Annotated in this window: 25 protein-coding genes and 1 pseudogene; 14 read left to right on the top strand and 12 right to left on the bottom strand. The window is 71.2% G+C overall.

Annotated features, from left to right (window positions below; genetic code table 11):
- The first annotated feature begins 8 nt into the window (after positions 1-8).
- Genes fadD3 through LV457_RS03755 form a run of 4 tightly spaced genes read left to right on the top strand, consistent with a single transcriptional unit; the run spans position 9 to position 4,598 of the window.
- Positions 9-1,532 carry a 3-((3aS,4S,7aS)-7a-methyl-1,5-dioxo-octahydro-1H-inden-4-yl)propanoate--CoA ligase FadD3 gene (gene fadD3, locus LV457_RS03740; protein ID WP_232169068.1) on the top strand — a complete coding sequence of 508 codons (1,524 nt, stop codon included), beginning with the start codon at positions 9-11 and terminating at the stop codon, positions 1,530-1,532.
- Positions 1,532-2,704: an acyl-CoA dehydrogenase family protein gene (locus LV457_RS03745; protein ID WP_232169069.1), complete on the top strand. Its 1,173-nt coding sequence runs from the start codon at positions 1,532-1,534 to the stop codon at positions 2,702-2,704. The genes fadD3 and LV457_RS03745 overlap by 1 nt, the downstream gene beginning before the upstream one ends.
- Entirely contained in the window at positions 2,701-3,660 is a 960-nt protein-coding gene (locus LV457_RS03750) for an acyl-CoA dehydrogenase family protein (protein WP_232169070.1), read from the top strand. The genes LV457_RS03745 and LV457_RS03750 overlap by 4 nt, the downstream gene beginning before the upstream one ends.
- Positions 3,657-4,598 (top strand): acyl-CoA dehydrogenase family protein, encoded by a 942-nt coding sequence (locus tag LV457_RS03755; RefSeq protein WP_232169072.1) that lies wholly within the window; start codon positions 3,657-3,659, stop codon positions 4,596-4,598. Before LV457_RS03750 ends, LV457_RS03755 begins: the two co-directional genes overlap by 4 nt.
- On the opposite strand, the gene LV457_RS03760 is transcribed toward LV457_RS03755, so the two are convergent.
- The 3 genes from LV457_RS03760 to LV457_RS03770 all read right to left on the bottom strand — a co-directional run bounded on the left by LV457_RS03760 (position 4,595) and on the right by LV457_RS03770 (position 7,418).
- Positions 4,595-5,341: a 3-hydroxybutyrate dehydrogenase gene (locus LV457_RS03760; protein WP_232169074.1), complete on the bottom strand. Its 747-nt coding sequence runs from the start codon at positions 5,339-5,341 to the stop codon at positions 4,595-4,597. The genes LV457_RS03755 and LV457_RS03760 overlap by 4 nt on opposite strands.
- On the bottom strand, positions 5,338-6,678 hold the full coding sequence (locus tag LV457_RS03765; protein WP_232169077.1) for an MFS transporter: 1,341 nt from the start codon (positions 6,676-6,678) through the stop codon (positions 5,338-5,340). The genes LV457_RS03760 and LV457_RS03765 overlap by 4 nt, the downstream gene beginning before the upstream one ends.
- Before the next feature lie 71 nt (positions 6,679-6,749).
- Positions 6,750-7,418, bottom strand: a complete 669-nt coding sequence (locus tag LV457_RS03770; RefSeq protein ID WP_232169079.1) for a response regulator transcription factor — start codon at positions 7,416-7,418, stop codon at positions 6,750-6,752.
- Positions 7,419-7,553: 135 nt separating this feature from the next.
- Between LV457_RS03770 and LV457_RS03775 the strand changes: the two genes are divergently transcribed.
- On the top strand, positions 7,554-7,832 hold the full coding sequence (locus tag LV457_RS03775) for a GlsB/YeaQ/YmgE family stress response membrane protein (protein WP_232169081.1): 279 nt from the start codon (positions 7,554-7,556) through the stop codon (positions 7,830-7,832).
- A gap of 85 nt (positions 7,833-7,917) precedes the next feature.
- Here LV457_RS03775 and hsaB read toward each other — a convergent pair whose 3' ends face one another.
- Genes hsaB through hsaA form a run of 4 tightly spaced genes read right to left on the bottom strand, consistent with a single transcriptional unit; the run spans position 7,918 to position 11,498 of the window.
- Positions 7,918-8,493, bottom strand: a complete 576-nt coding sequence (gene hsaB, locus LV457_RS03780; RefSeq protein ID WP_232169082.1) for a 3-hydroxy-9,10-secoandrosta-1,3,5(10)-triene-9,17-dione monooxygenase reductase subunit — start codon at positions 8,491-8,493, stop codon at positions 7,918-7,920.
- 2 nt (positions 8,494-8,495) lie between these two features.
- On the bottom strand, positions 8,496-9,401 hold the full coding sequence (gene hsaC / locus LV457_RS03785; RefSeq protein WP_232169083.1) for an iron-dependent extradiol dioxygenase HsaC: 906 nt from the start codon (positions 9,399-9,401) through the stop codon (positions 8,496-8,498).
- A gap of 4 nt (positions 9,402-9,405) precedes the next feature.
- Positions 9,406-10,314 (bottom strand): 4,5:9,10-diseco-3-hydroxy-5,9,17-trioxoandrosta-1(10),2-diene-4-oate hydrolase, encoded by a 909-nt coding sequence (gene hsaD, locus LV457_RS03790; protein ID WP_232169084.1) that lies wholly within the window; start codon positions 10,312-10,314, stop codon positions 9,406-9,408.
- Positions 10,314-11,498: a 3-hydroxy-9,10-secoandrosta-1,3,5(10)-triene-9,17-dione monooxygenase oxygenase subunit gene (hsaA, locus tag LV457_RS03795; protein ID WP_232169085.1), complete on the bottom strand. Its 1,185-nt coding sequence runs from the start codon at positions 11,496-11,498 to the stop codon at positions 10,314-10,316. The genes hsaD and hsaA overlap by 1 nt, the downstream gene beginning before the upstream one ends.
- A gap of 140 nt (positions 11,499-11,638) precedes the next feature.
- Here hsaA and LV457_RS03800 point away from each other — a divergent pair, with 140 nt between their 5' ends.
- Together LV457_RS03800 and LV457_RS03805 are read left to right on the top strand one after the other, a co-directional pair.
- Complete coding sequence (locus LV457_RS03800; protein ID WP_232169086.1) at positions 11,639-12,712, top strand: ferredoxin--NADP reductase; 1,074 nt, start codon at positions 11,639-11,641, stop codon at positions 12,710-12,712.
- 38 nt (positions 12,713-12,750) lie between these two features.
- On the top strand, positions 12,751-13,287 hold the full coding sequence (locus tag LV457_RS03805; RefSeq protein ID WP_232169088.1) for a hypothetical protein: 537 nt from the start codon (positions 12,751-12,753) through the stop codon (positions 13,285-13,287).
- Here the strand turns inward: LV457_RS03805 and LV457_RS03810 are convergent.
- A complete protein-coding gene (locus LV457_RS03810) occupies positions 13,284-15,431 on the bottom strand; it encodes an acyl-CoA dehydrogenase (RefSeq protein WP_232169091.1) in 2,148 nt (715 codons plus the stop codon). The two genes, LV457_RS03805 and LV457_RS03810, sit on opposite strands and share 4 nt — an antisense overlap.
- Before the next feature lie 274 nt (positions 15,432-15,705).
- Here LV457_RS03810 and kstR point away from each other — a divergent pair, with 274 nt between their 5' ends.
- On the top strand, positions 15,706-16,308 hold the full coding sequence (kstR, locus tag LV457_RS03815; protein WP_232169235.1) for a cholesterol catabolism transcriptional regulator KstR: 603 nt from the start codon (positions 15,706-15,708) through the stop codon (positions 16,306-16,308).
- A 12-nt stretch (positions 16,309-16,320) separates the two neighbouring features.
- Positions 16,321-17,079: pseudogene (otsB, locus tag LV457_RS03820) on the top strand (trehalose-phosphatase); the annotation flags it as partial.
- 19 nt (positions 17,080-17,098) lie between these two features.
- Here otsB and LV457_RS03825 read toward each other — a convergent pair.
- The 4 genes from LV457_RS03825 to LV457_RS03840 are packed head-to-tail and all read right to left on the bottom strand — an operon-like array spanning position 17,099 to position 20,578.
- Entirely contained in the window at positions 17,099-17,992 is an 894-nt protein-coding gene (locus LV457_RS03825; RefSeq protein ID WP_232169093.1) for an SDR family NAD(P)-dependent oxidoreductase, read from the bottom strand.
- A gap of 51 nt (positions 17,993-18,043) precedes the next feature.
- Entirely contained in the window at positions 18,044-18,844 is an 801-nt protein-coding gene (locus LV457_RS03830; RefSeq protein WP_232169236.1) for a metal ABC transporter permease, read from the bottom strand.
- A 59-nt stretch (positions 18,845-18,903) separates the two neighbouring features.
- A complete protein-coding gene (locus LV457_RS03835; protein ID WP_232169094.1) occupies positions 18,904-19,680 on the bottom strand; it encodes a metal ABC transporter ATP-binding protein in 777 nt (258 codons plus the stop codon).
- Positions 19,667-20,578 carry a metal ABC transporter solute-binding protein, Zn/Mn family gene (locus LV457_RS03840; protein ID WP_232169095.1) on the bottom strand — a complete coding sequence of 304 codons (912 nt, stop codon included), beginning with the start codon at positions 20,576-20,578 and terminating at the stop codon, positions 19,667-19,669. The genes LV457_RS03835 and LV457_RS03840 overlap by 14 nt, the downstream gene beginning before the upstream one ends.
- Positions 20,579-20,641: 63 nt before the next feature.
- Between LV457_RS03840 and LV457_RS03845 the strand changes: the two genes are divergently transcribed.
- The 5 genes from LV457_RS03845 (at position 20,642) to LV457_RS03865 (ending at position 25,122) form a co-directional block, all read left to right on the top strand.
- Complete coding sequence (locus tag LV457_RS03845) at positions 20,642-21,400, top strand: LamB/YcsF family protein (protein WP_232169096.1); 759 nt, start codon at positions 20,642-20,644, stop codon at positions 21,398-21,400.
- 392 nt (positions 21,401-21,792) lie between these two features.
- Positions 21,793-22,206: a helix-turn-helix domain-containing protein gene (locus LV457_RS03850; RefSeq protein ID WP_232169097.1), complete on the top strand. Its 414-nt coding sequence runs from the start codon at positions 21,793-21,795 to the stop codon at positions 22,204-22,206.
- A 23-nt stretch (positions 22,207-22,229) separates the two neighbouring features.
- Positions 22,230-22,928, top strand: a complete 699-nt coding sequence (locus tag LV457_RS03855; protein ID WP_232169099.1) for a M15 family metallopeptidase — start codon at positions 22,230-22,232, stop codon at positions 22,926-22,928.
- Positions 22,929-22,953: 25 nt separating this feature from the next.
- Entirely contained in the window at positions 22,954-23,874 is a 921-nt protein-coding gene (locus LV457_RS03860) for an MBL fold metallo-hydrolase (RefSeq protein WP_232169101.1), read from the top strand.
- Positions 23,875-23,919: 45 nt separating this feature from the next.
- On the top strand, positions 23,920-25,122 hold the full coding sequence (locus LV457_RS03865) for an SLC13 family permease (RefSeq protein WP_374198723.1): 1,203 nt from the start codon (positions 23,920-23,922) through the stop codon (positions 25,120-25,122).
- Positions 25,123-25,125 lie beyond the last annotated feature (3 nt).

The raw sequence follows: 25,125 nt of genomic DNA on the forward strand, positions 1-25,125 counted from the left end.
GAGCATCGATGACCCGCGGCGCGCTGACCATTCCCGCCGTGCTCGCGTCGACGGCCGCTCGATTCGGCGACCGCGACGCCGTCGTGACCCCCGACCGCCGGCTCAGCTACGCCGCGCTGCGCGACGAGGTGCGTCGAACCGCCGCAGCGATCATCGACGCGGGCGTGGCAGCGGGCGACCGCGTCGCGATCTGGTCGCCCAACACCTGGCACTGGGTGGTCGCCTGCCTGGCGACGCACCACGCCGGCGCCGTGGTGGTGCCGCTGAACACGCGCTACACCGCGGCCGAGGCCACCGACATCCTGGCCCGCACCCGAGCGCCGCTGCTGTTCGCGTCGGGGGTTTTCCTCGGGGCCGACAAGGCGGCGGCGCTCGACCGGGCGGCCCTGCCCGCGTTGCGCGAGATCGTCCGGGTGCCCGTCGACGAGGCCGACGGCACCTGGGACGACTTCGTGGCGCGCGGCACCGAGCTGGCTGCGGTGGACGCGCGTTCGGCCGCCGTCACGCCCGACGACGTCAGCGACATCCTCTTCACGTCCGGCACCACCGGCCGCAGCAAGGGCGTGCTGTGCGCGCACCGGCAGTCGCTGTCGGCGTCGGCGGCCTGGGCGGCCTGCGGGCGGCTCTCCGAGGCCGACCGCTACCTCTGCATCAACCCGTTCTTCCACAACTTCGGCTACAAGGCCGGCATCCTGGCCTGCCTGCAGACCGGGGCCACGCTGATCCCGCAGCTCACGTTCGACCCCGAACAGGCCATGGCCGCCGTCGCCGAGCACCGCATCACCGTGCTGCCCGGGCCGCCGACCATCTACCAGGTGCTGCTCGACCATCCGCGCCGCGGCGACTACGACCTGAGCTCGCTGCGATTCGCGGTGACCGGCGCGGCGACCGTGCCCGTCGTGCTCATCGAGCGCATGCAATCCGAACTCGACATCGACATCGTGCTCACCGCGTACGGGCTCACCGAGGCCAGCGGCTTCGGGACGATGTGCCGCCCGGACGACGACGCGGTGACCGTCGCCACGACGTGCGGGCGGCCGATCGCCGACTTCGAGCTGCGCATCGACGAGCCCAGCGGCGAGGTGCTGCTGCGCGGACCGAACGTGATGCTCGGCTACCTCGACGACCCGGACGCCACCGCCGCAGCCGTCGACGCCGACGGTTGGCTGCACACCGGCGACATCGGCACCGTCGACGACCGCGGCAACCTCACCATCACCGACCGGCTCAAGGACATGTACATCTGCGGCGGGTTCAACGTCTACCCGGCGGAAGTCGAGCAGGTGCTGGCCCGGCTCGACGGCGTCGCGGACGTCGCGGTCATCGGTGTTCCCGACGAGCGGCTCGGCGAGGTGGGCAAGGCGTTCGTCGTCCGCCGCCCCGGCGTTGACCTCGACGCCGGCGCCGTCATCGCGTACGCGCGGGAGCAGCTGGCGAACTTCAAGACGCCGCGGTTCGTGGCGTTCGTCGACGCATTGCCGCGCAATGCCGGCGGCAAGGTGGTCAAACCCCAACTGCGGGAGATGAAGTAGTGGACCTGGCATTCGACGAGGCGACCGAGGACTTCCGCGCCGAGGTGCGCGGATTCCTCACCGCCCACCGCGAACACTTCCCGACCAAGTCCTACGACACCGCGGAGGGCTTCGAGCAGCACCGCGCCTGGGACCGTCGGCTCTACGACGCCGGGCTGTCGGTGATCGCGTGGCCCAAGGAGTACGGCGGCCGCGACGCCACGCTGCTGCAGTGGGTGGTGTTCGAGGAGGAGTACTTCCGCGCCGGGGCACCCGGCCGGGCCAGCGCCAACGGCACCTCGATGCTGGCGCCCACGCTGTTCGCGCATGGGACCAAGGAGCAGCGGGACCGGATCCTGCCGAAGATGGCCAGCGGCGAGGAGATCTGGGCGCAGGCATGGTCGGAGCCGGAGTCGGGCAGTGACCTGGCGTCGCTGCGGTCGACCGCGACACGCACCGACGGCGGCTGGCTGCTCAACGGCCAGAAGATCTGGAGCTCGCGGGCGCCGTTCGGCGAGCGCGCCTTCGGGCTGTTTCGCTCCGACCCCGCCGCCCAGCGCCACCGGGGGCTCACGTATCTGATGTTCGACCTGCACGCCGACGGCGTCACCGTGCGGCCGATCGCGCAGCTCGGCGGCGAGACCGGGTTCGGCGAGATCTTCCTAGACGACGTGTTCGTGCCCGACGAGGACGTGATCGGCGAGCCGAACGACGGCTGGCGCGCGGCCATGAGCACGTCGAGCAACGAGCGCGGTATGTCGCTGCGCAGCCCGGCGCGGTTCCTGGCGCCGGCCGAGCGGCTGGTCGCCTCGTGGGCTGCGCACGGGCGTCCTGCCGCCTACACCGACCGGGTGGCCGACGCCTGGATCAAGGCACAGGCCTACCGGCTGCACACCTTCGGCACCGTCACCCGGCTGGCGAACGGCGGCGAGCTGGGCGCCGAATCATCGATCACCAAGGTGTTCTGGTCCGAGCTCGACGTGGCGCTGCACCAGACCGCGCTGGATCTGCGGGGGGCGGACGGCGAGCTCGTCGACTTTCCCGCACGCGAAGCGGACGACTACCGCTGGACCGAGGGGCTGCTGTTCTCCCTCGGCGGCCCGATCTACGCCGGCACCAACGAGATCCAGCGCAACATCATCGCCGAGCGGTTGCTCGGCCTGCCCCGCGAGAGCAAGGGGACCGACAGGTGAACTTCGAGATCGACGAGGGGCAGCGGGATTTCGCCGCCTCCATCGACGCGGCGTTGCGGGCGGCCGACGTGCCCGCCGCCACCCGCGCCTGGGCGGCCGGCGATCCCGGGCCGGGCCACGCGATCTGGTCGACGCTCGCCGAGCTCGGCGTGCCCGCGCTCGCGGTGGCCGAGGAGTTCGACGGCATCGGCGCCGAGACCGTCGACCTGGTGGTCGCGCTCGAACGGCTCGGCTACGCCGGCGTGCCCGGGCCGGTCGTCGAGTCTCTCGCGGTGGCGCCGACGCTGCTCGCGTCCGACGAGCGCAGCGCCGGGCTGGCCGCCGGTGAGTTGACCGCCACCGTGGCGCTGCCGCCGCACGCACCGCGGGCCGTCGACGCCGACACCGCCGGGCTGGTGCTGCTCGCCGAGGACGGCGCGGTGCGTGACGCCACGGCCGGTGCGCAGCACGCCTCCGTCGACCCGGCCCGCCGGCTGTTCGACGTGACCGGCAGCGGCGACGCCCAGCCGGCGGACGTGGCACGCGCTTTCGAGCTCGGAGCGCTGGCCACCGCAGCGGTGTTGGTCGGCGCCGGGCAGGCGATCCTCGACGGCTCGGTGGAGTACGCCAAGCAGCGACACCAGTTCGGCCGGGCGATCGGCAGCTATCAGGCCATCAAGCACGCGCTGGCCGACGTGTACATCGCCGTCGAGCTGGCTCGCCCGCTGGTGTACGGCGCCGCGGTGTCGTTGCAGGAGCACTCCCCGACCGCGGGTCGGGACGTGAGCGCCGCGAAGGCCGCCGCCTCGGATGCGGCGCTGCGTGCCGCCCGGACCGGGCTGCAGACCCACGGCGCCATCGGCTACACCCAGGAGCACGACCTGTCGCTGCTACTGCTGCGGGTGCAGGCGCTGCGCTCGGCGTGGGGCGACCCGGTGTGGCATCGGCGGCGGGTGCTGGAGGCGTTGAGCGCATGAGCGACGAACGGGAGTTGTTGCGGCAGACCGTCGCCGCGCTGGTGGAGAAGCACGCCGACCCGGAGGCGGTGCGGCGGGCGTTCGAGTCGCCGCGCGGCTACGACGAGCAGCTGTGGACGCTGCTCTGCGAACAGGTCGGCGCGGCCGCGCTCGTCGTGCCGGAGCAGCTGGGCGGCGCCGGCGGTGAGCTCGCCGATGCGGCCGTCGTGCTGGCCGAACTGGCCCGCAACCTGGTGCCGACGCCGCTGCTGGGCACCACGCTCGCCGAGCTGGCGCTGCTGGCCGCCGACGAAGCAGACACCGACGCGCTGGAGGCGTTGGCGGCCGGCGAGTCGATCGGGGCGGTCGTCTTCGACCCCGGGTTCGTCGTCAACGGCGACGTCGCGGATGTGGTCGTCGGGACCGCGGACGGAACGCTGTCGCGCTGGACGTCGTTCGACGCCGAACCACTGGTGTCGATGGACCCGACCCGCCGGCTCGCTCGGCTCACCCCGGGCGAGACGGCACCGCTGGGCGCCGACCCCGGTCTGGCCGACACCGCCGCGCTGCTCTTGGCGGTCGAGCAGGTCGCGGCCGCCGCGCGCTGCCTGGACCTGACCGTCGCCTACGCCAAGGAGCGGGTGCAGTTCGGCCGGCCGATCGGCAGCTTTCAGGCACTCAAGCACCGGATGGCCGACCTGTACGTCGAGGTGCAGTCCGCGACGGCCGTCGTCGACGAGGCGCTCACCGAACCGACCGCCGCGAACGTCGCGCTGGCCCGGGTGCTGGCGAGCGAGGCGTTCAGCGCGGTGGCGGCCGACGGGATCCAGATCCACGGCGGCATCGCGATCACGTGGGAGCACGACATGCACCTGTACTTCAAACGCGCGCACGGCAGTTCGCAGCTGTTGGCGCCGCCGGCGGAGTACCTGCGCCGCCTCGAAGCCGAAGTGCGCTAGCGGGCGCTCCAGCCGCCGTCCATGGTGTAGGACGCGCCGGTGACCATCGCCGCGGCGGGTGAAGCGAGCCACGCGACGAGCGACGCGACCTCGTCGGGCTCGACGAGCCGCTTGATCGCGCTCTCGGCGAGCATGATCTTCTCGACGACCTCGTCCTCACCGATGCCGTGCGTGCGGGCCTGGTCGCCGATCTGCTTCTCCACCAAGGGTGTTCGCACGTAGCCCGGGTTGACGCAGTTGCTGGTGACGCCGTGCGGGCCGCCCTCCAGCGCGGTCACCTTGCTGAGCCCTTCGAGGCCGTGCTTGGCGGTGACGTAGCCGGACTTGTACTCCGAGGCCCGCAGGCCGTGCACCGACGAGATGTTGATGATGCGGCCGAAGCGGCCCGCGTACATGTGCGGCAGCGCGGCGCGGATGAGCAGGAACGGCGCCTCGAGCATGAGGGTGAGAATCGTGCGGAACTTCGCGGGCGGGAAGTCGGCGATCGGCGAGACGTGTTGGATGCCGGCGTTGTTCACCAGGATGTCGGTCTGCAGCCGCAGCTCCTCGAGCGCCCCGGTGTCGAGCAGGTCGAGCTGCCACGCCCGCCCGCCGATCTCGTCGGCCACCCGGGTCGCGGCCTCGCCGTCGACGTCCACCACCGTGACCGTCGCACCACGGCGCGCCAGCGCGGCGCAACAGGCGGCGCCGATGCCGCTCGCGCCGCCGGTGACCAGCGCGGCGCGGCCCGCCAGTTCGGTCACAGCACACCGCTTTTCGCGAGGTCTTCGCGGTCGGCCTCGTCGACGGCCTCCAATTCGACGCCCTTGGTCTCGCGCATGAACAGGGCGGCGAGGAGGGTGACGCCGCACGCGACGGCGAGGTAGATCGCGATCGGCACCCACGTGCCGTAGCTGTCGAGCAGCTTGACCGCGATCACCGGCGCCAGCGAGCCCGCGACGATCGAGGTCACCTGGTAGCCGATCGACACCCCGGAGTAGCGCATGCGCGTCGGGAACATCTCGGCCATGATCGCCGGCTGCGACGCGTACATCAGCGCGTGGATGACCAGGCCCACGGTGATCGCCAGGATGATGAAGAGGTAGTTCGCGGTGTTCATCAACGGAAACCCGAAGAAGCCCCACGCGGCGCCGCCCACCGCGCCGACGATGTATACCGGGCGGCGGCCGAAGCGGTCGGACAGCCGGCCCACCTGCGGGATCACCAAGAAGTGCACCAGATGAGCGATGAGCAGCCACAACAGGATGTCACCGGTGTCTGCGCCCACCTCCGCCTTCAGATAGGTGATCGAGACGATGACCAGCAGGTAATACAGGATGTTCTCGCCGAAACGCAGCCCCATGGCGACGAGCACCCCGCGCGGATACCGACGCAGCACCTCCACCAGGCCGTATGACACGGCCTTGACGCGCTCCACCTCCTGCTGGGCCTCGAGGAAGATCGGCGCGTCGGACACCTTGGTGCGGATGTAGTAGCCGATCAGCACGACCACCGCCGACAGCCAGAACGCGACGCGCCAGCCCCACGACAAGAAGGCGGCGTCCGAGAGCGTCCACGTCAGCACCAGCAGCACAACGGTGGCCAGCATGTTGCCCACGGGAACCGCCGCCTGCGGCCAGCTCGACCAGAAAGCGCGGGAGCGGTTCGGGCTGTGCTCGGCGACCAGTAGCACCGCGCCGCCCCACTCGCCGCCGACGGCGAAGCCCTGCAGGAACCGCAGGATGACCAGCAGTGTCGGCGCCCAATAGCCGACCTGGCCGAAGGTGGGCAGACAACCCATGAGGAACGTCGCGGCGCCGACCAACAGCAGGCTGAACTGCAACAACTTCTTGCGGCCGTACTTGTCGCCGAAGTGCCCGAACACGATGCCGCCCAGCGGGCGAGCGACGAATCCGACTGCGTAGGTGAGAAATGCGGCGATGATGCCGTCGAGCTCGCTGCCGGTGTCGGCGAAGAACACCTTGTTGAACACGAGCGTGGCGGCCGTGCCGTAGAGGAAGAACTCGTACCACTCGACGACGGTGCCGGCCATCGATGCGGCGACGACCCGTCGCAGACCTGTCGGTACCGGTGCGCTCATCGACCACTCTCCTGTGACGGCGGACACATGCGGTTGAGTATGGCAGTCCGCCCGCGGAGGAGCGCGGGCTGTCAGGGTCCGCCGCGCCAGTGGTCGATGCGGCGGTGGTCGGGTGTGAAGCCGTGCGCCACGCCCCACAGCACGGCCTGCGTGCGGCTGCCCACCCCGATCTTGCGGTAGATCGTGCGGATGTAGGACTTCACGGTGTTGGGACTCAGATAGGTGAGCGCCGCGACCTCGGCGTTACTCTTGCCCTGGGTGATCAGCGCCAGGATCTCCGACTCCCGATCGCTGAGCCCCTCGCCGCGACCGGGCCAGTCCAGGCCGGCGACACTGCGCGCCCGCGGCGGCGGATCGCTGACCACCTTCTCCCCGGCGTGGACGGCCTCGAGCGCCGCCACGAGCTCGCGGGCGGGCAGCGTCTTCGACAGATATCCGTCGGCACCCTGTTGCTGCGCGCTGCGGATCAGATCGGGGTGGAAGTTCCAGGTGTAGACGACCACCCGGGACGCCCGGGGATTGGCGACCAGCTCGGCGATCTCCCGGTGGTCGGACTCCGGTTGCGCGAAGGAGTCGTACATGGCGATGTCCACGGTGTCGTGCAGCGACATGTTCGTATCCAGTTCGGCCACCACCACCCGGTCGCGGTAGCGGTCGAACATGTTCGCCACCCCGGCGACCACGACGTCGTAGTCGTCGATCAAGGCGACGGTGATCGGACGATCCGGCGTCGCTGTCATCAGAGCGAAGTTACCTACCCAAGGGTGTGGTGCCACCACCCTTAAGGGGGTTGGCTAGAGCCAGCGCCGGGCACCCGTCCGGCGGGAGCAGCCACGACAGGCGCTCCAGGACACGACACGAAAGAGACAACGACCATGATCGGACTCATCGTCAGCCTCCTCGTCATCGGGCTGCTCGCCGGCGCGCTCGCCCGGCTGCTCGTCCCTGGCAAGCAGCACATGTCGATCCCGGCGACCATCCTGCTCGGGATCGTCGGCTCGTTCATCGGTGGCTTCCTGGGCTACCTGTTGTTCGGCAAGGACGCGTCGAGCGGTTTCCTGCAGCCCGCCGGCATCATCGGCTCGGTGATCGGCGCCGTCATCGCGCTGCTCATCTGGACCCGCGTGGGCGCGCGGCGCGGCACGCGCATCTGACACCGACCGTAACGCCAGGGCGGCGGATCCACTCGATCTCCGCCCTGGCGTTACCGTCGGCGGCCGGTTCGGGGAGCCCGAGCCGCTACAGCCAGGTGTCGGCGGTGGTGGCGGTGAGGAACGCCTCGAGGTCGTCGCGCCAGTGCGCGGGCGAATTCTTGTCCGGCTGGATGCCGGTGTATTGGCCGCGGTAGAACAGCAGCGGTCGGGGCGCCGTCTTGGGCACGTCGGACAGCGAATGCACCGCGCCGAAGACCACGAAGTGATCCCCGCCGTCGTGCACCGACGCCACGGTGCAGTCGATGTGCGCCAGCGAGCCGCTGATGATCGGTGAGCCCAGCGGCGAGAGCTTCCAGTCGATTCCGGCGAACTTGTCGGGCTCGCGGGAGCCGAAGCGGGCCGAGACCGGCTTCTGGTCCTCGCCCAGCACGTTGACGCAGAACCGGCCGCTGGCCTCGATGGCCTGCCAGGATCGCGACGCCTTGGTGGGGCAGAACAGCACCAGCGGCGGCTCGAGCGACAGCGCCGCAAAGGACTGGCAGGCGAATCCGACCGGTACGGCGCCCGTGGCGCCTTCAGACATCGCCGTGATGACCGTGATGCCGGTGCAGAACTGTCCCAGCACGCTGCGGAACGTGCGGGGGTCGATGGCTGCGGGCACGGTCACTGCGGCTGGAAACCCACGCTGAAGTCGTGACCCCACAGGCTGACGGCCGTCGACTCGCGCGCCACCCAGTTGTCGTCGGTGACTTCCAGCCCCTCACAACCGAATTCGACGTCGAAGCCGCCCGGTGTCTTCATGTAGAACGACAGCATCTTGTCGTTGACGTGCCGGCCGAGCGTGGCCGACATCGGGACCTTGCGGCGCAGCGCCCGGTCGAGGCACAGCCCGACGTCGTCGGCGTTCTCGACCTCGATCATCAGATGCACGATGCCGCTGGGGGTTTCGCCGGGCATGAACGCCAGGCTGTGGTGGCGCGGGTTGACGCCGAGGAAGCGCAGCCACGCGGGCGCGCCGTCGGCGGGCCGGCCGACGAGCTGCGGTGGCAGCCGCATCGAGTCGCGCAGCTTGAACCCGAGCACGTCGCGGTAGAAGTGCAGCGTCTCCATGTCGTCGCGGGTGGTGAGCACCACGTGCCCGAGCCCCTGCTCCTCGGTGACGAACTTGTGCCCGTACGGGCTGACGACACGGCGGTGCTCGAGCGCGACGCCGTGGAACACCTCCAGGCAGTTGCCCGACGGATCCTGGAAGCGGATCATCTCGTCGACCCGCCGGTCGGCCAGTTCGGCCGCGGTGGCCTCCTTGTACGGCACGCCCTCGACGTCGAGCGCGTTGCGGATCTCCTGCAGCCCGGCGGCATTGGCCGTCTCCCAGCCGGAGTCCAGCAGCCGGTCGCGCTCGCCGGGCACGATGACCAGGCGGGCCGGGAACTCGTCCATGCGCAGGTACAGGGCCTCGGGGTTGGCGCCCTTGCCCTCGACCATGCCGAGCACCTTGAGCCCGTAGTCGCGCCACGCGAACATGTCGGTGGCCTCGATGCGCAGATACCCCAGCGACCGGATGCTCATCTGGCTACTCCCCCAAGAAGTTGATGGTGAGCTGGTTGAACTCGTCGAACTTTTCCAGCTGCGCCCAGTGGCCGCACTGCCCGAACACGTGCAGCTGCACCCGCGGGATCTGCTTGAGCGCCACCAGCGCACCGTCGAGCGGGTTCACCCGGTCCTCGCGGCCCCAGATGAGCAGCACGCGTTGCCGCAGCTGATAGGCCTCGCGCCACATCATGCCGAGCTCGAAGTCGCTACCCGCGAACGACTTTCCCATCGCGCGGGTGGCGGCGAGCGATTCGGGCGTGCTCGCGATGGCGAACCGCTCCTCGACGAGCTCCGCAGTGACGAGGCGCTGGTCGAAGACCATGATCCGCAGGAACGCCTCGAGGTTCTCCCGCGTCGGCTCCGTGTTGAACTTGGCCAGCAGCTTGACGCCCTCGGTCGGGTCGGGTGCGAACAGGTTGACGCTCAACCCGCCGGGGCCCATCAGCACCAGCCGGCCGGCGCGCTTCGGGTGGTCGAGGGCGAACCGCACCGCGGTGCCGCCGCCGAGCGAGTTGCCGACGAGGTCGGCGCGCTCGATGCCGAGGTGGTCGAACAGCCCGAGCAGCGCGCTCGCGCTGTAGCGGTTGTACTGCTCGTGCTCGGTGAGCTTGTCGGAGTGCCCGTAGCCGGGCTGGTCGACGGCAAGCACGTGATAGTGCTGCGCGAGCACCTCGATGTTGCGGCCGAAATTCGACCAGCTCGACGCGCCGGGGCCGCCGCCGTGCAGCAGCACCACCGTCTTGTCGTGGCTGACGCCGGCCTCGTGGTAGTGCAGCCGCAGCGTGCGATCGCCATCCCCCGCCGCCCGGGCCTGCACCTCGGCGTAGCGCGACGTCCCCTCGAAGGTGACGTCGACCTGCGTCTCGACCTGCTTGATGTAGGAGGTCATCAGACCATCGTGTCCTGCGGGGGCAGCCCGAACTCGTGGTTGCCGAAGATCAGGTAGGCCCGCTCGGGCTCGTTGGCGGCGTGCACCCGGCCGGCATGGGCGTCGCGCCAGAACCGCTGCACCGGCTTGTCGAGCTCGAGCGCCGTGGCACCCGACGCCTCGAAGAGCATGTCGATGGACGCGATGGCGCGGGCGGTGGCGCGCACCTGGTCGCGACGGGCCTTGGCGCGCAGCTCGAACGGGATCTCCCGCCCCGAGGTCAGCAGCGCGTACTCGTCGCCGACGTTGCCGATCAGCTGACGCCAGCCCGCGTCGATATCGCTCGCGGCCTCGGCGATGCGGATCTTCGCGAACGGATCGTCCTTCGACTTCTCGCCGGCGAACGCCGCCCGGACGCGCTTGCCCTGGTGCTCCACGTGTGCGGCGTAGGCGCCGTAGGCCATTCCCATGATCGGTGCGGTGATGGTGGTGGGATGCATGGTGCCCCAGGGCATCCGGTAGACGGGGGCGGTGTTGGTCTGGTAGCCGCCGGCGGTGCCGTCGTTCATCGCCTTATAGGACAGGAACCGGTGCCGCGGCACGAACACGTCCTGCACGACGACGGTGTTGCTGCCGGTTCCCTTCAGCCCCACCACGTTCCACACATCGTCGATGCGGTAGTCGGCACGCGGGATGAGGAAGCTGCCGAAGTCGACGGGCCGGCCGTCCTTGATGACGGGGCCGCCGAGGAACGCCCAGGTCGCGTGGTCGCAGCCCGACGACCACTGCCAGGCGCCGCTCACCAGATAGCCGCCGTCGACGACGGTGCCGGCCCCCATCGGGGCGTAGGACGACGACACGCGGACGGTGGCGTCGTCTCCCCACACCTCCTCCTGCGCACGCTGATCGAACAGCGCCAAGTGCCAGTTGTGCACGCCGATGATCGACGACACCCACCCGGTGGAACCGCACGCGCTGGCGAGCCGGCGCACCGCTTCGTAGAACAGCGTCGGATCGCACTGCAGGCCGCCCCATTGCTCGGGCTGCAGCAGCTTGAAGAAACCGACCTCGTCCAGCTCGGCCACCGTCGCGTCGGGCAGGCGACGCCGTTCCTCGGCTTCCGTGGCGCGCGCGGCGATGGTCGGCAGCAGGTCGTCGATGCCGGCGAGCACCGACTGCGCGTCGCGCTGTTGAATGGACGTCACGGCAACCTCCCGGGCTGGACTCACTATCCGAAGATTAGAACACGTTACGATTCGTGTCGAGCGGCGTGAGCCTGCGGCTCCTGGACCTGCGGCGCCCAATTTCTGTAACTTGTTCTAGTTATGGGCGAGAGGAGTGAGCGGTGACGGCACGCGCACCGGACGAACCGCTGGGGACCCACGTCCTGGAGCTGACCGTCGCCGACGTCATCGAGGAGACCTCCGACGCCAAGTCGATCGTCTTCGCCGTCCCCGACGGTGCGACGATCGCCCCCGAGAAGCTGCGGTACCGGCCCGGCCAATTCCTGACCTTGCGCATCCCCAGCGACCGCACCGGTTCGGTGGCGCGCTGCTACTCGCTGTCGAGTTCACCGCACACCGACGACGCGATGACGGTGACCGTGAAGCGGACCGTCGACGGCTACGGCTCCAACTGGCTGTGCGACCACGCCCGCCCGGGCATGTCGCTGCACGTGCTGGCGCCGTCGGGCACCTTCGTGCCGGCCGACCTGGACACCGACTTACTGCTGGTCGCCGGTGGCAGCGGCATCACCCCGCTGATGGCCATCTGCAAGTCGGCGCTCGCGACGGGCAGCGGCCGGGTGGTGCTGCTGTATGCCAACCGCGACGAGCAGTCGGTGATCTTCGCGGCGACGTTGCGCGAGCTGGCGGCCACCTACCCCGACCGGTTGACCGTCGTGCACTGGCTGGAGAGCGTGCAGGGCGTGCCGAACACCACCGCCTGGGCCCGGCTCGCCGCGCCCTATGCCGACCACGAGGCGTTCATCTGCGGACCGGGTCCGTTCATGGAGTGCACCCGCTCGGCGCTCACCGACATCGGGGTGCCCGCCGAGCGGCTGCACATCGAGGTGTTCCGCTCGCTGGAGGGCGACCCGTTCGCCGCGGTGACGGTGGAGGCCGATCCCGACGACGAGCGCGTCCCGGCGTCGGCGGTGGTCGAGCTCGACGGCGAGACGCACACCGTCGACTGGCCGCGCAACGCCAAGCTGCTCGACGTGCTGCTGGCGAAGGGGCTCGACGCGCCGTTCTCCTGCCGCGAAGGGCACTGCGGGGCGTGCGCGGTGCTCAAGCGCCGCGGCGAGGTCGAGCTGGCGATCAACGACGTCCTGGAGCAATCCGATCTCGACGAGGGGCTGATCCTGGCCTGCCAGGCGCTGCCGGTGTCCGATTCGGTCGAAGTGACCTACGACGAGTGACCGCCAGCTACCATTCGGCGATCCGGAGGGAGGGAAGCGTGAAGGTGCTGGCGAGGCTGTGCGCAGCGGCTGCGGTCACGGCGGCCGGACTGTTCGGCGCCCCGTCGGCCTCGGCGGCCGTGGACACCGCCGACTCGACGTTCCCCATCGACCCGGTGACGCAGCTGGAAGTGCACACCCGGGCCGACTGCCGGCTGGCCGAGAAGCGGTGCTTCTGGCAGGCGGCGGCGAACCTGCGCACCCCCGACGGCCCCACCGGCTTCCCGCCGGACCTGTGGGCGCGGCAGACCACCACGCTGCGCTCGAACGACCGCACGATCTTCCTGGAAACGGACTTCAACGCACCGAACACCCGGCTGTTCAAATCGCTCAGCCAGATCGAGTTGACGACGATCTACTTCGGCGACGGGCCGGTCGAGAAGTACCAGCTCAACGGCGACACCATCCCGACGTCCTGGTACAACGGCCAGCCCGTGACCGACAAGGACTTCATCGTCTGCGCGGAGATCCAGGTGGTGTACACCGGCGTCAACATCACCTCGCCGAGCACCTGCGCACAGGCGCGGTTCAGCTAGCGCGGCAACCCCAGCAGCCGCTCGGCGGCGAGGGTGAGCAGGATCTGCTCGGTGCCGCCGGCGATCGACAGGCAGCGGGTGTTGAGGAAGTAGCTCGTCGCCTCGTTGAAGACGACGCCGCCGTCCTGGCTGAAGTCCATCGTCGCCTCGGCGAGCGCCTGGCGGAACCGCACACCGAGCAGCTTGCGCACGCTCGACTGCGGGCCCGGGTCGTGGCCCCCCACCGCGAGCTCGGCGATCGCCCGGTCGAGCAGGCTGCCGGACTGCCCGGAGATGACGAGCGCGCCGAGCCGGTCGATCTGCAGCGGGTCGAGCTCCGTGTCCCCGAGCTGACTCAACAGGTCCTCGAGGCCTTGGTCGAGCGCGCCGCCGGTCGCCATCGCGACGCGCTCGTTGGCCAGTGTGGTGCGGGCGAGCTTCCAGCCGTCGCCCGGGGAGCCGACCACCAGCTCGTCGGGCACGAACACGTCGTCGAGGAACACCTCGTTGAACAGCGCCTCGCCGGTGATGTCGCGCAGCGGCCGGATGTCGATGCCCGGTGACGCCATGTCGACCAGGAAGTAGGTGATGCCCTTGTGTTTTGGAGCGCTCTGGTCCGATCTCGCCAGGCAGATACCCCAGTTCGCCTTCGTCGCCGAGGAGGTCCACACCTTCTGGCCGTTGAGCACCCAGCCCGGTCTGCCATTGCTCCTCGGGTGCGCACCGTCGGTCTTCGTGGCCTTCGTGCGCAGCGCCGCCAGGTCGGAGCCGGCGCCGGGCTCGCTGAACAGCTGGCACCAGTACACGTCACCGGTCAGGGTGGCCGGGATGAAGCGGTCGATCTGCTCGCGCGTGCCGTTGTCGAGGATCGTCGGCGCCGCCCACCAGCCGATCGAGATGTCGGGACGACGCACGCCGGCCTTCGCCAACTCGGCGTCGATCACCAGCTGCTCGGCGGGCGAGGCGTCGCGGCCGTAGGGCTTCGGCCAGTGCGGCGCCAGCAGGCCCGTCTCGGCGAGCGCCCGCTGACGCTCGGCGTCGGGCAGGGCGGCGATGCCGGCGACGTCTCGGGCCACGCCCGCCCGGAACGCGTCGAGGTCGCCGGCGTCGCCGAGGTCGACGGCCAGCACGCGGCGCGCGCCGCCGCGGGTGAGGTCCACCGCCCGGCGCCGCCACCGCGCGGTGTCGCCGAACGCCTTCTTGTTGGCGTACGCCCGGCGCAGGTACAGGTGCGCGTCGTGCTCCCAGGTGAAGCCGATGCCGCCGAGCACCTGGATGGCGTCCTTGGCGTTGGCGATCGCCGCGTCCAGGCAGGTGCCGCCGGCCACCGTCGCCGCGACGGCGAGCTGCTCGGGGGATGCCGTCGCGGCCCGGGCGGCGTCGGCGGCGGCGGCCTCGGCCTCCTCCGTGCGGCACAGCATGTTGGCGCAGAGATGCTTGATCGCCTGGAAGCTGCCGATCGGCTTGCCGAACTGCTCGCGCACCTTAGCGTAGTCGACCGCGGTGTGCAGCGCCCAGCGGGCGATGCCGGCGGACTCCGCCGCCGCGAGCGCGAGCCACAGGTCGGTTGCCCGCTGCGCGTCGACGTCGAGCAGCGTGGCCGGCGCGCCGTCGAACCGGACCCGGGAGAGCGGACGCGAGAAGTCGGTGGGGTCGAGCGCGGTGACCTCGGCGGTGTCGGTGTCGGTGTCGATGAGCAGCCAGCCCTGCGGCGCGGGCGCCAACAGCAGCTCGCCGGCGCGCAGACCCGGCGCGAGCGCGACGGCGCCCGACACGGTGCCACCGGCGAACGCCAGCTCCGCCGCGGTCGCGATGCCCGCGGAGCGCTGCCCCTCGACCAGCGCCGCCAGGGCGTCGTCGCCGCCGTGTCCGAGCAGCAGCGCCGCCAGCGCGGTGCTGACCACCGGCCCGGGGACCAGCGCCCGGCCGGCCTCCTCGATCATCGCCGACAGGTCCGCGACGGTGCCGCCCGCGCCGCCGCGCTCGTCGGGCACCGCCACGCCGAACAGGCCGAGCTCGGCGGCGGCCCGGAACGGCTTGAGCCACGCGTCGGGATCCCCCTGCTCGACCGCGCGGACGGCCTCGATCGAACCCGAGGTGGGGGCCCAGGACCGCACCAGATCGCGGACGGCTGCCTGATGGTCGGTCGTGCTCGCTGACGCCATGGGGATCTCCTCGCGCGGTCCGGCTCGACGGTGCGGACGCACCTGCAGCGTACTAGAACGTGTTCTAATAGACGCCGCCGCGGCGGGTTCGTCCGGGGCCATCGCAGCAGCACATCTGCTGTTGCCGTCGTCACCTCGCCGAGAAATGTCCGCCCGGCTTGCGTATCGTTTCGCGCAGAGGTCGTCACGAAGGAGCCAGGGACACACCATGTCGACACCAGCGCAGGCCAAGCCGGGCCCGTCACCCGAGCCGCGTCAGCGCCGCGTGCTGACGGTGCCCGCCCTGGCCGAATCGGAGCTCGGCTCGGAAGCGCAGCGCGAGCGGCGCAAGCGCATCCTCGACGCCACGCTCGCCATCGCGTCGAAGGGCGGCTACGAAGCGGTGCAGATGCGCGCCGTCGCCGAACGCGCCGACGTCGCCGTCGGCACCCTGTACCGCTACTTCCCGTCGAAGGTGCACCTGCTGGTGTCGGCGCTCGGCCGGGAGTTCGAGCGGATCGAGGCCAAGACCGACAGGAACGCGCTGGGCGGGACGCCCTATGAGCGGCTGCACCAGATGATCAGCCGGCTGAACCGCTCGATGCAGCGCAACCCGCTGCTCACCGAGGCCATGACCCGGGCGTTCGTGTTCGCCGACGCGTCCGCGGCCGGCGAGGTCGACCACGTCGGCAAGCTGATGGACACCATGTTCGCCCGCGCGATGAGCGACGGCGAGCCCACCGAGGACCAATTCCACATCGCCCGCGTCATCTCCGACGTGTGGCTGTCGAACCTGCTGGCGTGGCTCACCCGCCGCGCGTCGGCGACCGACGTCGGCAAGCGGCTCGACCTGGCCGTCCGGCTGCTCATCGGCGACGAGGACCATCCGAAGATCTAGGGTTGTGCGGCTGTGACCGAATCCCTGCCCGCCGACCTGCGGGATGCGCTCCGTTCGCTGGCCGGGGTGCCGCGGCTGCTGGTGGCAAGCGACTACGACGGCACGTTGGCGCCCATCGTCGACCGGCCGGGCGACGCCGTGCCGCTGCCCGAAGCGGCCGACGCGCTGGCGGCGGTCGCCGAACTGCCCGACACCACCGCGGCGCTGATCTCCGGCCGGGCGCTGCGCGACCTGCAGGCGCTGTCCCGGGCGCCCGACGCGGTAGTGCTCGTCGGGAGCCACGGCTCCGAATTCGACACCGGCTTCGTGCACCAGGTGGACGACGCCGCCGAGGCGCTGCTGGAGCGGATCGTCGACTCGCTCACCCGGATCGCCGAGCACTACCCCGGCGTCACGGTCGAGCAGAAACCCGTCAGCGCCGCGCTGCACGTCCGCAACGCCTCCGCCGAGGACGGCCGAAAAGCGTTGCGAGACGCCGAGACCGCGGCGCAGGAGTGGGACGCGCAGATCACCACCGGCAAGGCGGTCATCGAGTTCGCGGTCATCCACACCGACAAGGGGCAGGCGTTCGACATCCTGCGCGAGCAGCACGGCGCCTGCGGCGCGGTCTTCTTCGGCGACGACGTGACCGACGAGAAGGTGTTCCGCCGGCTGCGCCCGCCCGACGTCGGCGTCAAGGTCGGCGACGGTGACACCGCGGCCCGCTACCGCGTCGAGACCCCCGCCGGCGTGGCGGCGGCGCTGCGGTTCCTGGCCGACGAGCGGCGGACGCTGCGCCGCTAGTGGCCGATCAGACCGGAAGCGTGGTGCCGGTCTCCCGTTCGGCGAACTCCCACAACCGCTTCGCGGCCGCGTAGTCGGACGCCATCGCGGACCGGCCGCTGAGCGTCGGGCCGCCCTTGAGCCCGAGCCGGCTGTCGATGCCGACGTAGCTGCCGGGCGGGATCGGCTCGGACAGGCAGTACAGCGTGGGTGCCGCGCCGGCGTCGATGTCGTTGGCGAGCAGACCCGCGACCACCGTGGCCGCCTTGTGGAACGCCGCGAACACCGGGGTGTCGGCGACATTGGTGAGGTTCGACGCGACCCACCCCGGATGGGTCAAGTACGCCGACACCGGCACATGCGCCTCCCGCAGCCGGCGGTCGAGCTCGAGGCCCCACAGCATCGTCGCGAGCTTCGAGCGGGCGTAGGCCGGAAACGCCGACCACCGGCTGCTGCGCAGGTGCGGGTCGTCGAACGAGAACACCGCGCCGAGCTTGTGGGCGTCGGAGCCGACGATGACGATCTTCGACCGCACCCGCTCGAACAGCAGATTCGTGAGCGCGAACGGGCCGAGGAAGTTCGTGCCCAGCGTCAGCTCGAAGCCGTCCACGGTCTCCGTGCGCTGCTGCGCGACGACGCCGGCGTTGTTCACCAGGACGTCGACGTCCCCGTCGAGGAGGTCGGGGAAGGCCTGCACCGAAGACAGGTCGGCGAGGTCCAGCTCGACGACCGACGTGTCGCCGCCGATCTCCGCCGCGCGCTGCTCGCCCAACCCGGTGTTGCGGACCGCCAGCACGACGTGCGCGCCGGCCTTGGCCAGTGCCCGCGCGGTCGCGAAGCCGATCCCGTTGGTGGCGCCGGTGACGACGATGCGGGTGCCGGTCAGATCGCCGAGCCGCGTCGGCGCCCACTGAGATGTCACGGTCTGTGACAGTAGCGAAGGGCCCCGGGCGTGCCGAAGGTGCGCGGAATGTCAGCCCGCACGGCGTGTCGGCGAACCGACACGCACGCTCGCGGTGACCGACCAGACCGCCAGCCACAGCAGGCACGGGATGGTGACGATGACGAAGCTCGGCGGCAGGTTGAAGACCGCCGACACCACGATGCCGGTCCACACCGATGTCAAGCCGATGACAGTCGAGAGCAGGATGGCGCGGCCGGGCGCGGCGGTCAACATGATGGCCGTGGCGGCCGGGGTGACGACGAGCGCGAACAACAGCAGCGCACCGACGGCCTGCACCGCCATCGTCACGGTGAGGCCGAGCAGCGCCATGAAGATCACCGACAGCAGCCGAACCGGCACGCCCTTGGCCTCGGCGACCTGGGCGTCCACCGACGCGAACAGCAGCGGCCGGCAGATCGCCGCCATCGCGACCGCGAGCACCACCAACAGCGCCGCGAACCCGACGAGCTGTTGCGGCGTGATCGCCAGCAAGTTGCCGAACAGCACGTTGGTGAGCGTCGACGAGTTGCGGGTGGCCAGCGAGCTGAAGAACAGCCCGAAACCGGTGGCCAGCGCCAACACCGTGCCCGTCGCGACCTCGCGTTCGCCGGCCCGCTTGCCCAGCGCCCCGATCACCAGCCCGCCGCCGATGCAGAACACCGCGAGCCCCACGACGACGGGCGCCCCCACCAGCACCGCCCCGGTGGCACCCGGCAAGCCGATGTGCGCCAGCGCGTGCGCGGCGAACGCGGTCTGGCGCACGACGACGAAATAGCCGATGAGTCCGGCGGCGAGCGCCACGACGGTGCCGCCGAGCAGCGCATGTCGCATGAAGTCGGAGGTCAGGATGCGCCACCAGTTCTGCTGGTAGCCGATCACCGCGAGCGCGGTCACGGCGTCGTCCGCTTGTACAGCTGGCCCTGCAGCGTGTGCGCCACGTCGACGTCGCTGCCGTACAGGTGGGTGAGCAGGTCGGCGTCGACGACCGTGCCGATCGGCGCGTGGTGCGCGTGCCCGTCGAGCAGGTAGATCGCGCTGGTGAGCACCCCGAGCAGCGGGGCCAGATCATGGGCGACCACCAGGATCGTCATACCCAGCTCGCCGTTGAGCCGGGCGAGCAGCGCGACCAACTCGTGCTGGCTGCGCAGGTCGAGCGACGCCAGCGGCTCGTCGAGGATCAGCATGCGCGGCCGGGCCACCAGCGCGTGAGCGATCGCGATGCGCTGCCGCTGGCCGCCGGAGAGCTGCGAGAGCCGGGCGTCGGCGAAGTCGGTGGCGTTGACGGCGGCGAGCGCCTCGTCGACCCGCCGGCGGTCCTCCGCGCTGGTGCGGGCGAGCCCCCAGCGGCGGCCGGTGATACCGAGCGTCACCGCGTCGCGGGCGCGGATGGCGTCACCCGCACCGGCGACATAGTTCTGCGGCACGTATCCGATCGCGTCGTTGGCCGCTCCCGGCGGCGCACCGAACACCCGGACCCGGCCCGACGCCGGCGGCACGAGCCCCAGCACCACCTGCAGCAGCGTCGTCTTGCCCGAACCGTTCGAGCCGATGACCGCCACGATGCCGCCGGCCGGCACCTCGAAGGTGCCCTCCGACCACACCAGCCGGCCGCCGCGCACCGCGCTGACGCCGTCGAACTGCAGGGCCGCGGCCTCAGGGGGCGGCACCGAGCACCTTCGCCAGGGCGGTGAGCTGCTCGACCTGCCAGGCCGGGAACGACGCGGCGTCGGCGGGCATGGTCTCGGTGACCTCCACGACCGGCACCTGGGCCTGCTGCGCGGCGGCCCGCAGCTGGTCCTGCCCGGCACCTCGCGTCTGGGTGTTGACGATCAGCACGTCGACGCCGCGGTTGCGCAGAAGCGTCAGGAACGCATCGACGTCGGCGGGCGAGGGTTCGGATTCGTTGGACACCGCGGCCGCATACCCCGGCGGCGTCCGATTCGTCAGGCCGACCTCGGCTGCCATGTCGTCGAAGACGTTTTCGGTCGCGGCGTACCCCCTGCCCGGCGCCACGGCGCGGATGGCGTCGATCCGGGCGAAATACGGCTGCAGGGACTCACCGAAGGCGGCGCGACGCTGCTCGACGTAACCGGCGGCGTCGGGGGCCAGCGCGCCGAGTCGGGCGGTCAGCGCATCGGCGACGGCCACCACGGTGGCGGGCCGGTACCACACGTGGGGGTTCTCACCGCCGCCACCGACCTCGACGGCGTCGACGACCGGGGCGTCGGGCGCCGAGCTCTGCGCGAGCTTGGTTGCCCACTCGTCGTAGTGACCGCCGTTGACCACGACGAGCCGGGCGCCGGTGAAGGCGGCGGCGTCAGCGGGCGCCGGCTCGAAGTCGTGTGGGTCGCCGGCGGATCCGGCGAGGACCGTCGTCACCTCGACGCACCGGCCCCCGATCGCGGTCACGACGTCGCTCCACTGATTGACGCTCACCACCACGTTCACCGGGTCCGTCGGGCACTTCTCACCGGACGCGGCGGACGGCTCGGCGCCGTCGGGTGCGCAGCCGGCCCCGGCGGCGATCGCCACGACCGCGAGCATCGTCTGCAGGGGAGAACGCATGCCTTAACGATAACGGTTGTCATTTACAGGTGCGCTGCCGGCCTGGTGGATAAGGTTGGGAGCGTGGTGCGTGTGGACCTCAACGCCGACCTCGGCGAGGGCTTCGGGGTCTGGCAGCTCGGGGACGACGAAGCCATGCTCGACATCGTCACCAGCGCGAACGTCGCATGCGGCTTCCACGCGGGTGATCCGACCCGGCTGCTCGCGGTGTGCCGCGCCGCGGCGGCGAACGGCGTCACCATCGGGGCGCAGGTCAGCTATCGAGATCTCGCGGGCTTCGGGCGACGCTTCATCGACGTCGCGCCGGCCGACCTGACCGCCGACGTCATCTACCAGCTCGGTGCGCTGCAGGGGCTCGCCCGCGCCGCAGGCACCGCCGTGCGCTACGTCAAACCCCATGGCGCGCTGTACAACGCCATCGTGCGCCACGACGAGCAGGCCCGCGCCGTTGCCGCGGCGGTGGCGGCCGTCGATCCGACGCTTCCGGTGCTCGGGCTGGCCGGTTCGGCCTTCTTCGACGCCGCCGCGCGGGCGGGTCTGCACACCGTGAACGAGGCGTTCGCCGACCGCGCCTACCGTTCCGACGGCTCGCTGGTGCCGCGCTCGCAGCCGGGTGCGGTGCTGCACGACGCGGCCGAGATCGCCGATCGCGTCGCCGCGATGGTCCGCGACCGCCAAGTGGTGGCGATCGACGGTTCGACGGTGGCCGTCGACGTCGAGTCGGTGTGCGTTCACGGCGACTCGCCGGGCGCCGTGGACATCGCCCGCGCGGTCCGAAGCCGGCTCACCGCAGCGGGAATCGACGTCGCGTCCTTCTGCTGAGGCGCGTGCTCTGCATCCACTGACCACAACCGGATCACCCGGCCACCGGGCTGAGGCGCCGGACGACTTCCGCCTTCACCTTTGCCAAATCTGCATACGTGCGCATATTCCGCGCGGGCGGCGTGCCCGCAGCTGCCCCTGCCTAGCGCCGTCTGCGCTGATCAGCGCCCGTTCCCGCCGGAAACCGACGCTGATCCTGCGGGATTCCGCCGTGACGTTGCTGTGATTACGGCGCCGTGTGGTATAACTTCGCGGGAGCAAACTAGCCAACCGGCAACGGCGGCGGCGATGGCGGCGCGGCCTACCACTTGCACGAAAGGGCGTGACTGCATGCCGATGTCCCGACGTTGGACCACCGCGTCCACCTCCCACGCCCCTGCAGGGGTCCGCGGATGAAACGCACCAGCTTCGCCGCCAGGCTCAACCGGTTGTTCGACACCGTGTATCCGCCGGGGCGCGGACCGCACACCTCGGCCGAAGTCATCGCGGCGCTGCGGTCCGAGGGCGTCAACATGTCGGCGCCGTACCTGTCGCAGCTGCGGTCGGGCAACCGGACCAACCCGTCACCGGCCACCATGGCGGCGCTCGCCGCGTTCTTCCGGATCAAGCCGGCGTACTTCACCGACGACGACTACTACGCCCGGCTCGACGAGGAGCTCACCGCGCTGGCGGGCATGCGGGAAGAGGGGGTGCGTCGCATCGCCGCCCGCGTCGTCGGACTGTCCTCGCGGTCCCAGGAGGAACTCGTGCGGTTCGCCGAGGAACTGCGCCACCGCGACGACGTGGAGAAGTCGCCCGCGGTCTGACCGGGCTGGTAGACACGGCGGGGATGCCCAGCCTCACCGCGGTCAGCCGTGCCGTCGGCGCGCTGCTCGTCACGGCCGCCGTCACCCGGTGCGCATCGTCGCCGGCACCGCCCGCGCCGACGCCTGACCGGCCGGCTGCGCTCCCGAGCGCGCCGGCACCCGAACCGGCGCCGCCGCCCGTGCGCACCGTCGACGCGACCCGGCTGGGCGCGTCGTGGCGACCCGGCTGCCCCACACCGCCCGACGAGCTGCGGCTGGTCACCGTGCCGTATCTCGACGACGACGGCGTCGCCCGCCGCGGCGAACTGGTCGTCCACGCCGACCTCGTCGCCGACACCACGGCGATCTTCGACGAGCTGTTCGCGCTGCGCTATCCGATCCACCGGATGCAGACCGTCGACGCCTATCCCGGCGCCGAAGACGAGCTGTCGATGAGAGACAACAACACCTCGGCGTTCAACTGTCGGCCGTTACCCAGCGGCCGCTGGTCGCTGCACGCCACCGGCCGCGCAATCGACGTCAACCCGCTCGTCAACCCCTATCTCGACGGCGCCGGGGACCTGCAGCCCGCCACCGCCGGCCGCTACCTCGACCGCAGCCGCGACGCACCGGGCCTGCTGCGCGACGGCGACCCCGCGGTGCGGGCCTTCACCGGCCGCGGCTGGACCTGGGGCGGCACCTGGCGGGATCCGGTCGATTACCAGCACTTCGAGCGGCCGTAACACGCCGCCGCCGTACGCTGTCGCCATGCGCCTCAAGCTCGGCCGGCCGGACATCGAGCGGTACGCCGACCGCTTCGACGTGCCCGCCGCGGGCTCCGACGCGCCGGTCACCGTCACCTGGCTCGGGGTCTCGACGCTGCTGATCGACGACGGGGAGGCGGCGCTCCTCACCGACGGATTCTTCTCCCGGCCCAACCTGGCGGCCGTCGGGTTGCGCGCGCTGCGCCCCTCCGTCGACCGCATCGGCCGGGCGCTGGACCGCGCGGGCATCACCGACCTGCAAGCCGTCATCTGCGTGCACACCCACTTCGACCACGCGATGGACGCGGCCGTCGTCGCCGAACGCACCGGCGCCGTGCTCGTCGGCGGAGAGTCCGCCGCCAACGTGGGCCGCGGCCACGGCATGACCGAGGACCGGCTGGTGGTTCCGGTGCCCGGCGAGCCGGTGAGCTTCGGACCCTACGACGTCACGCTCGTCGCGTCCGAGCACTGCCCGCCGGACCGGTTCCCCGGCGCGATCACCGAGCCGGTGGTGCCGCCCGTCAAGGCCGCCGCTTACAAGTGCGGCGACACCTGGTCGGTGCTCGTCGCCCACCGGCCCACCGGCCTGCGCCTCCTCGTCCAGGGCAGCGCGGGCTTTCTGCCCGGCGCGCTGGCCGGGCAGCGCGCCGACGCGGTCTACCTGGGCGTCGGACAGCTCGGGCTGCAACCGGAGTCCTACCTCGTCGACTACTGGAACGAGACCGTGCGCGCCGTCGGCGCGCGCCGCGCGGTGCTCATCCACTGGGACGACTTCTTCCGCTCCCTCGACGAACCGCTGCGCGCACTGCCCTACGCCGGCGACGACCTCGACGTCACCATGTCGGTGCTCGCGGCGCTCGCCGAACGCGACGGGGTGACGCTGCACCTGCCCTCGCTGTGGCAGCTCGAGAACCCCTGGGCCTGAACGGCATTGCTGCTGCTGTCGGTGGCGGTGCTGGCCGCCGTGCTGATGTTCGCGGTGATCCGCCCGCGCGGGCTACCCGAAGCCGTGGTGGCGGTGCCCGGTGCGCTGCTCCTCGTCGCCGTCGGCGCCACCGACAGCCACGCCGCCACCGCCGAAATCGTCCGGCTGGCCCCCGTCGTCGGGTTCCTGGCCGCCATCCTGGTGCTGGCCGCCGTCTGCGACGACGAAGGGCTGTTCCGCGCGGCGGGTGCCGCCATGGCACGCGCCGGGCGCGGCCGGCCGGCCGTGCTGCTGCGCCAGGTCTTCCTGTTCGCCGCCGGCACCACCGCGATCCTAAGCCTCGACGCCACGGTGGTGCTCCTGACACCGGTGATCCTCGCGACGGCCCGCGCGCTCGGCACCCGCCCCCGACCCCACGTCTACGCCGGCGCCCACCTCGCCAACACCGCGTCGCTGCTGCTGCCGGTGTCCAATCTGACGAACCTGCTGGCATTTTCGGCCACCGGCCTGTCCTTCAGCCGGTTCGCGCTGCTCATGGGGCTGCCGTGGCTCGCCGCCATCGCCGTCGAATACCTGGTGCTGCGACGGACGTTCGCTACCGAACTGGACGCCGCGCCGGCCGCCGCCGCCGTGCCGCCACCCCCGCGCATACCCGTCTTCGTCGTCGTCGTGCTGGCGCTGACGCTGGCGGCGTTCGCGGTGACGTCGCTGTTCGGCTACGAGCCGGTGTGGGCGGCGTTCGCGGGCGCGCTGCTGCTCGCCGCACACGGGTTGGCGCGGCGGCGCAGCACCGTCAGCGGCCTGGCCGCCGCGCTGCACGTGCCGTTCTTGGCGTTCGTGGTGGGGCTCGGCGTGGTGGTGGACGCCACCATGCGGCTCGGGCTGTCCGACCTGCTCCGCGAAGCGCTCCCGGCAGGCCAGGGCCTGGCGACCCTGCTGGCGCTGGCCGGGATCGGCGCCGTGCTCGCCAACGTCGTCAACAACCTGCCCGCCGTGCTGGTGCTCGCGCCGCTCGTGGCGCCCGCCGGACCCGCCGCCGTGCTCGCGGTGCTGATCGGCGTCAACGTCGGATCGAACCTCAGCTATGCCGGATCGTTGGCCAACCTGCTGTGGCGGCGAGTGCTGCGCCGCGACGGCATCGAAGCCTCCGGCGGCGAGTTCACCGGCATCGGGCTGCGGACCGTGCCGGCCACGGTGGCCGCCGCCGTCATCGCGCTGTGGCTCGGTGTGCGGGCGTTCGGGACCTAGCAG

This window comes from Mycobacterium sp. MYCO198283, from assembly GCF_021213805.1.
Taxonomy (GTDB): Bacteria; Actinomycetota; Actinomycetes; order Mycobacteriales; family Mycobacteriaceae; genus Mycobacterium.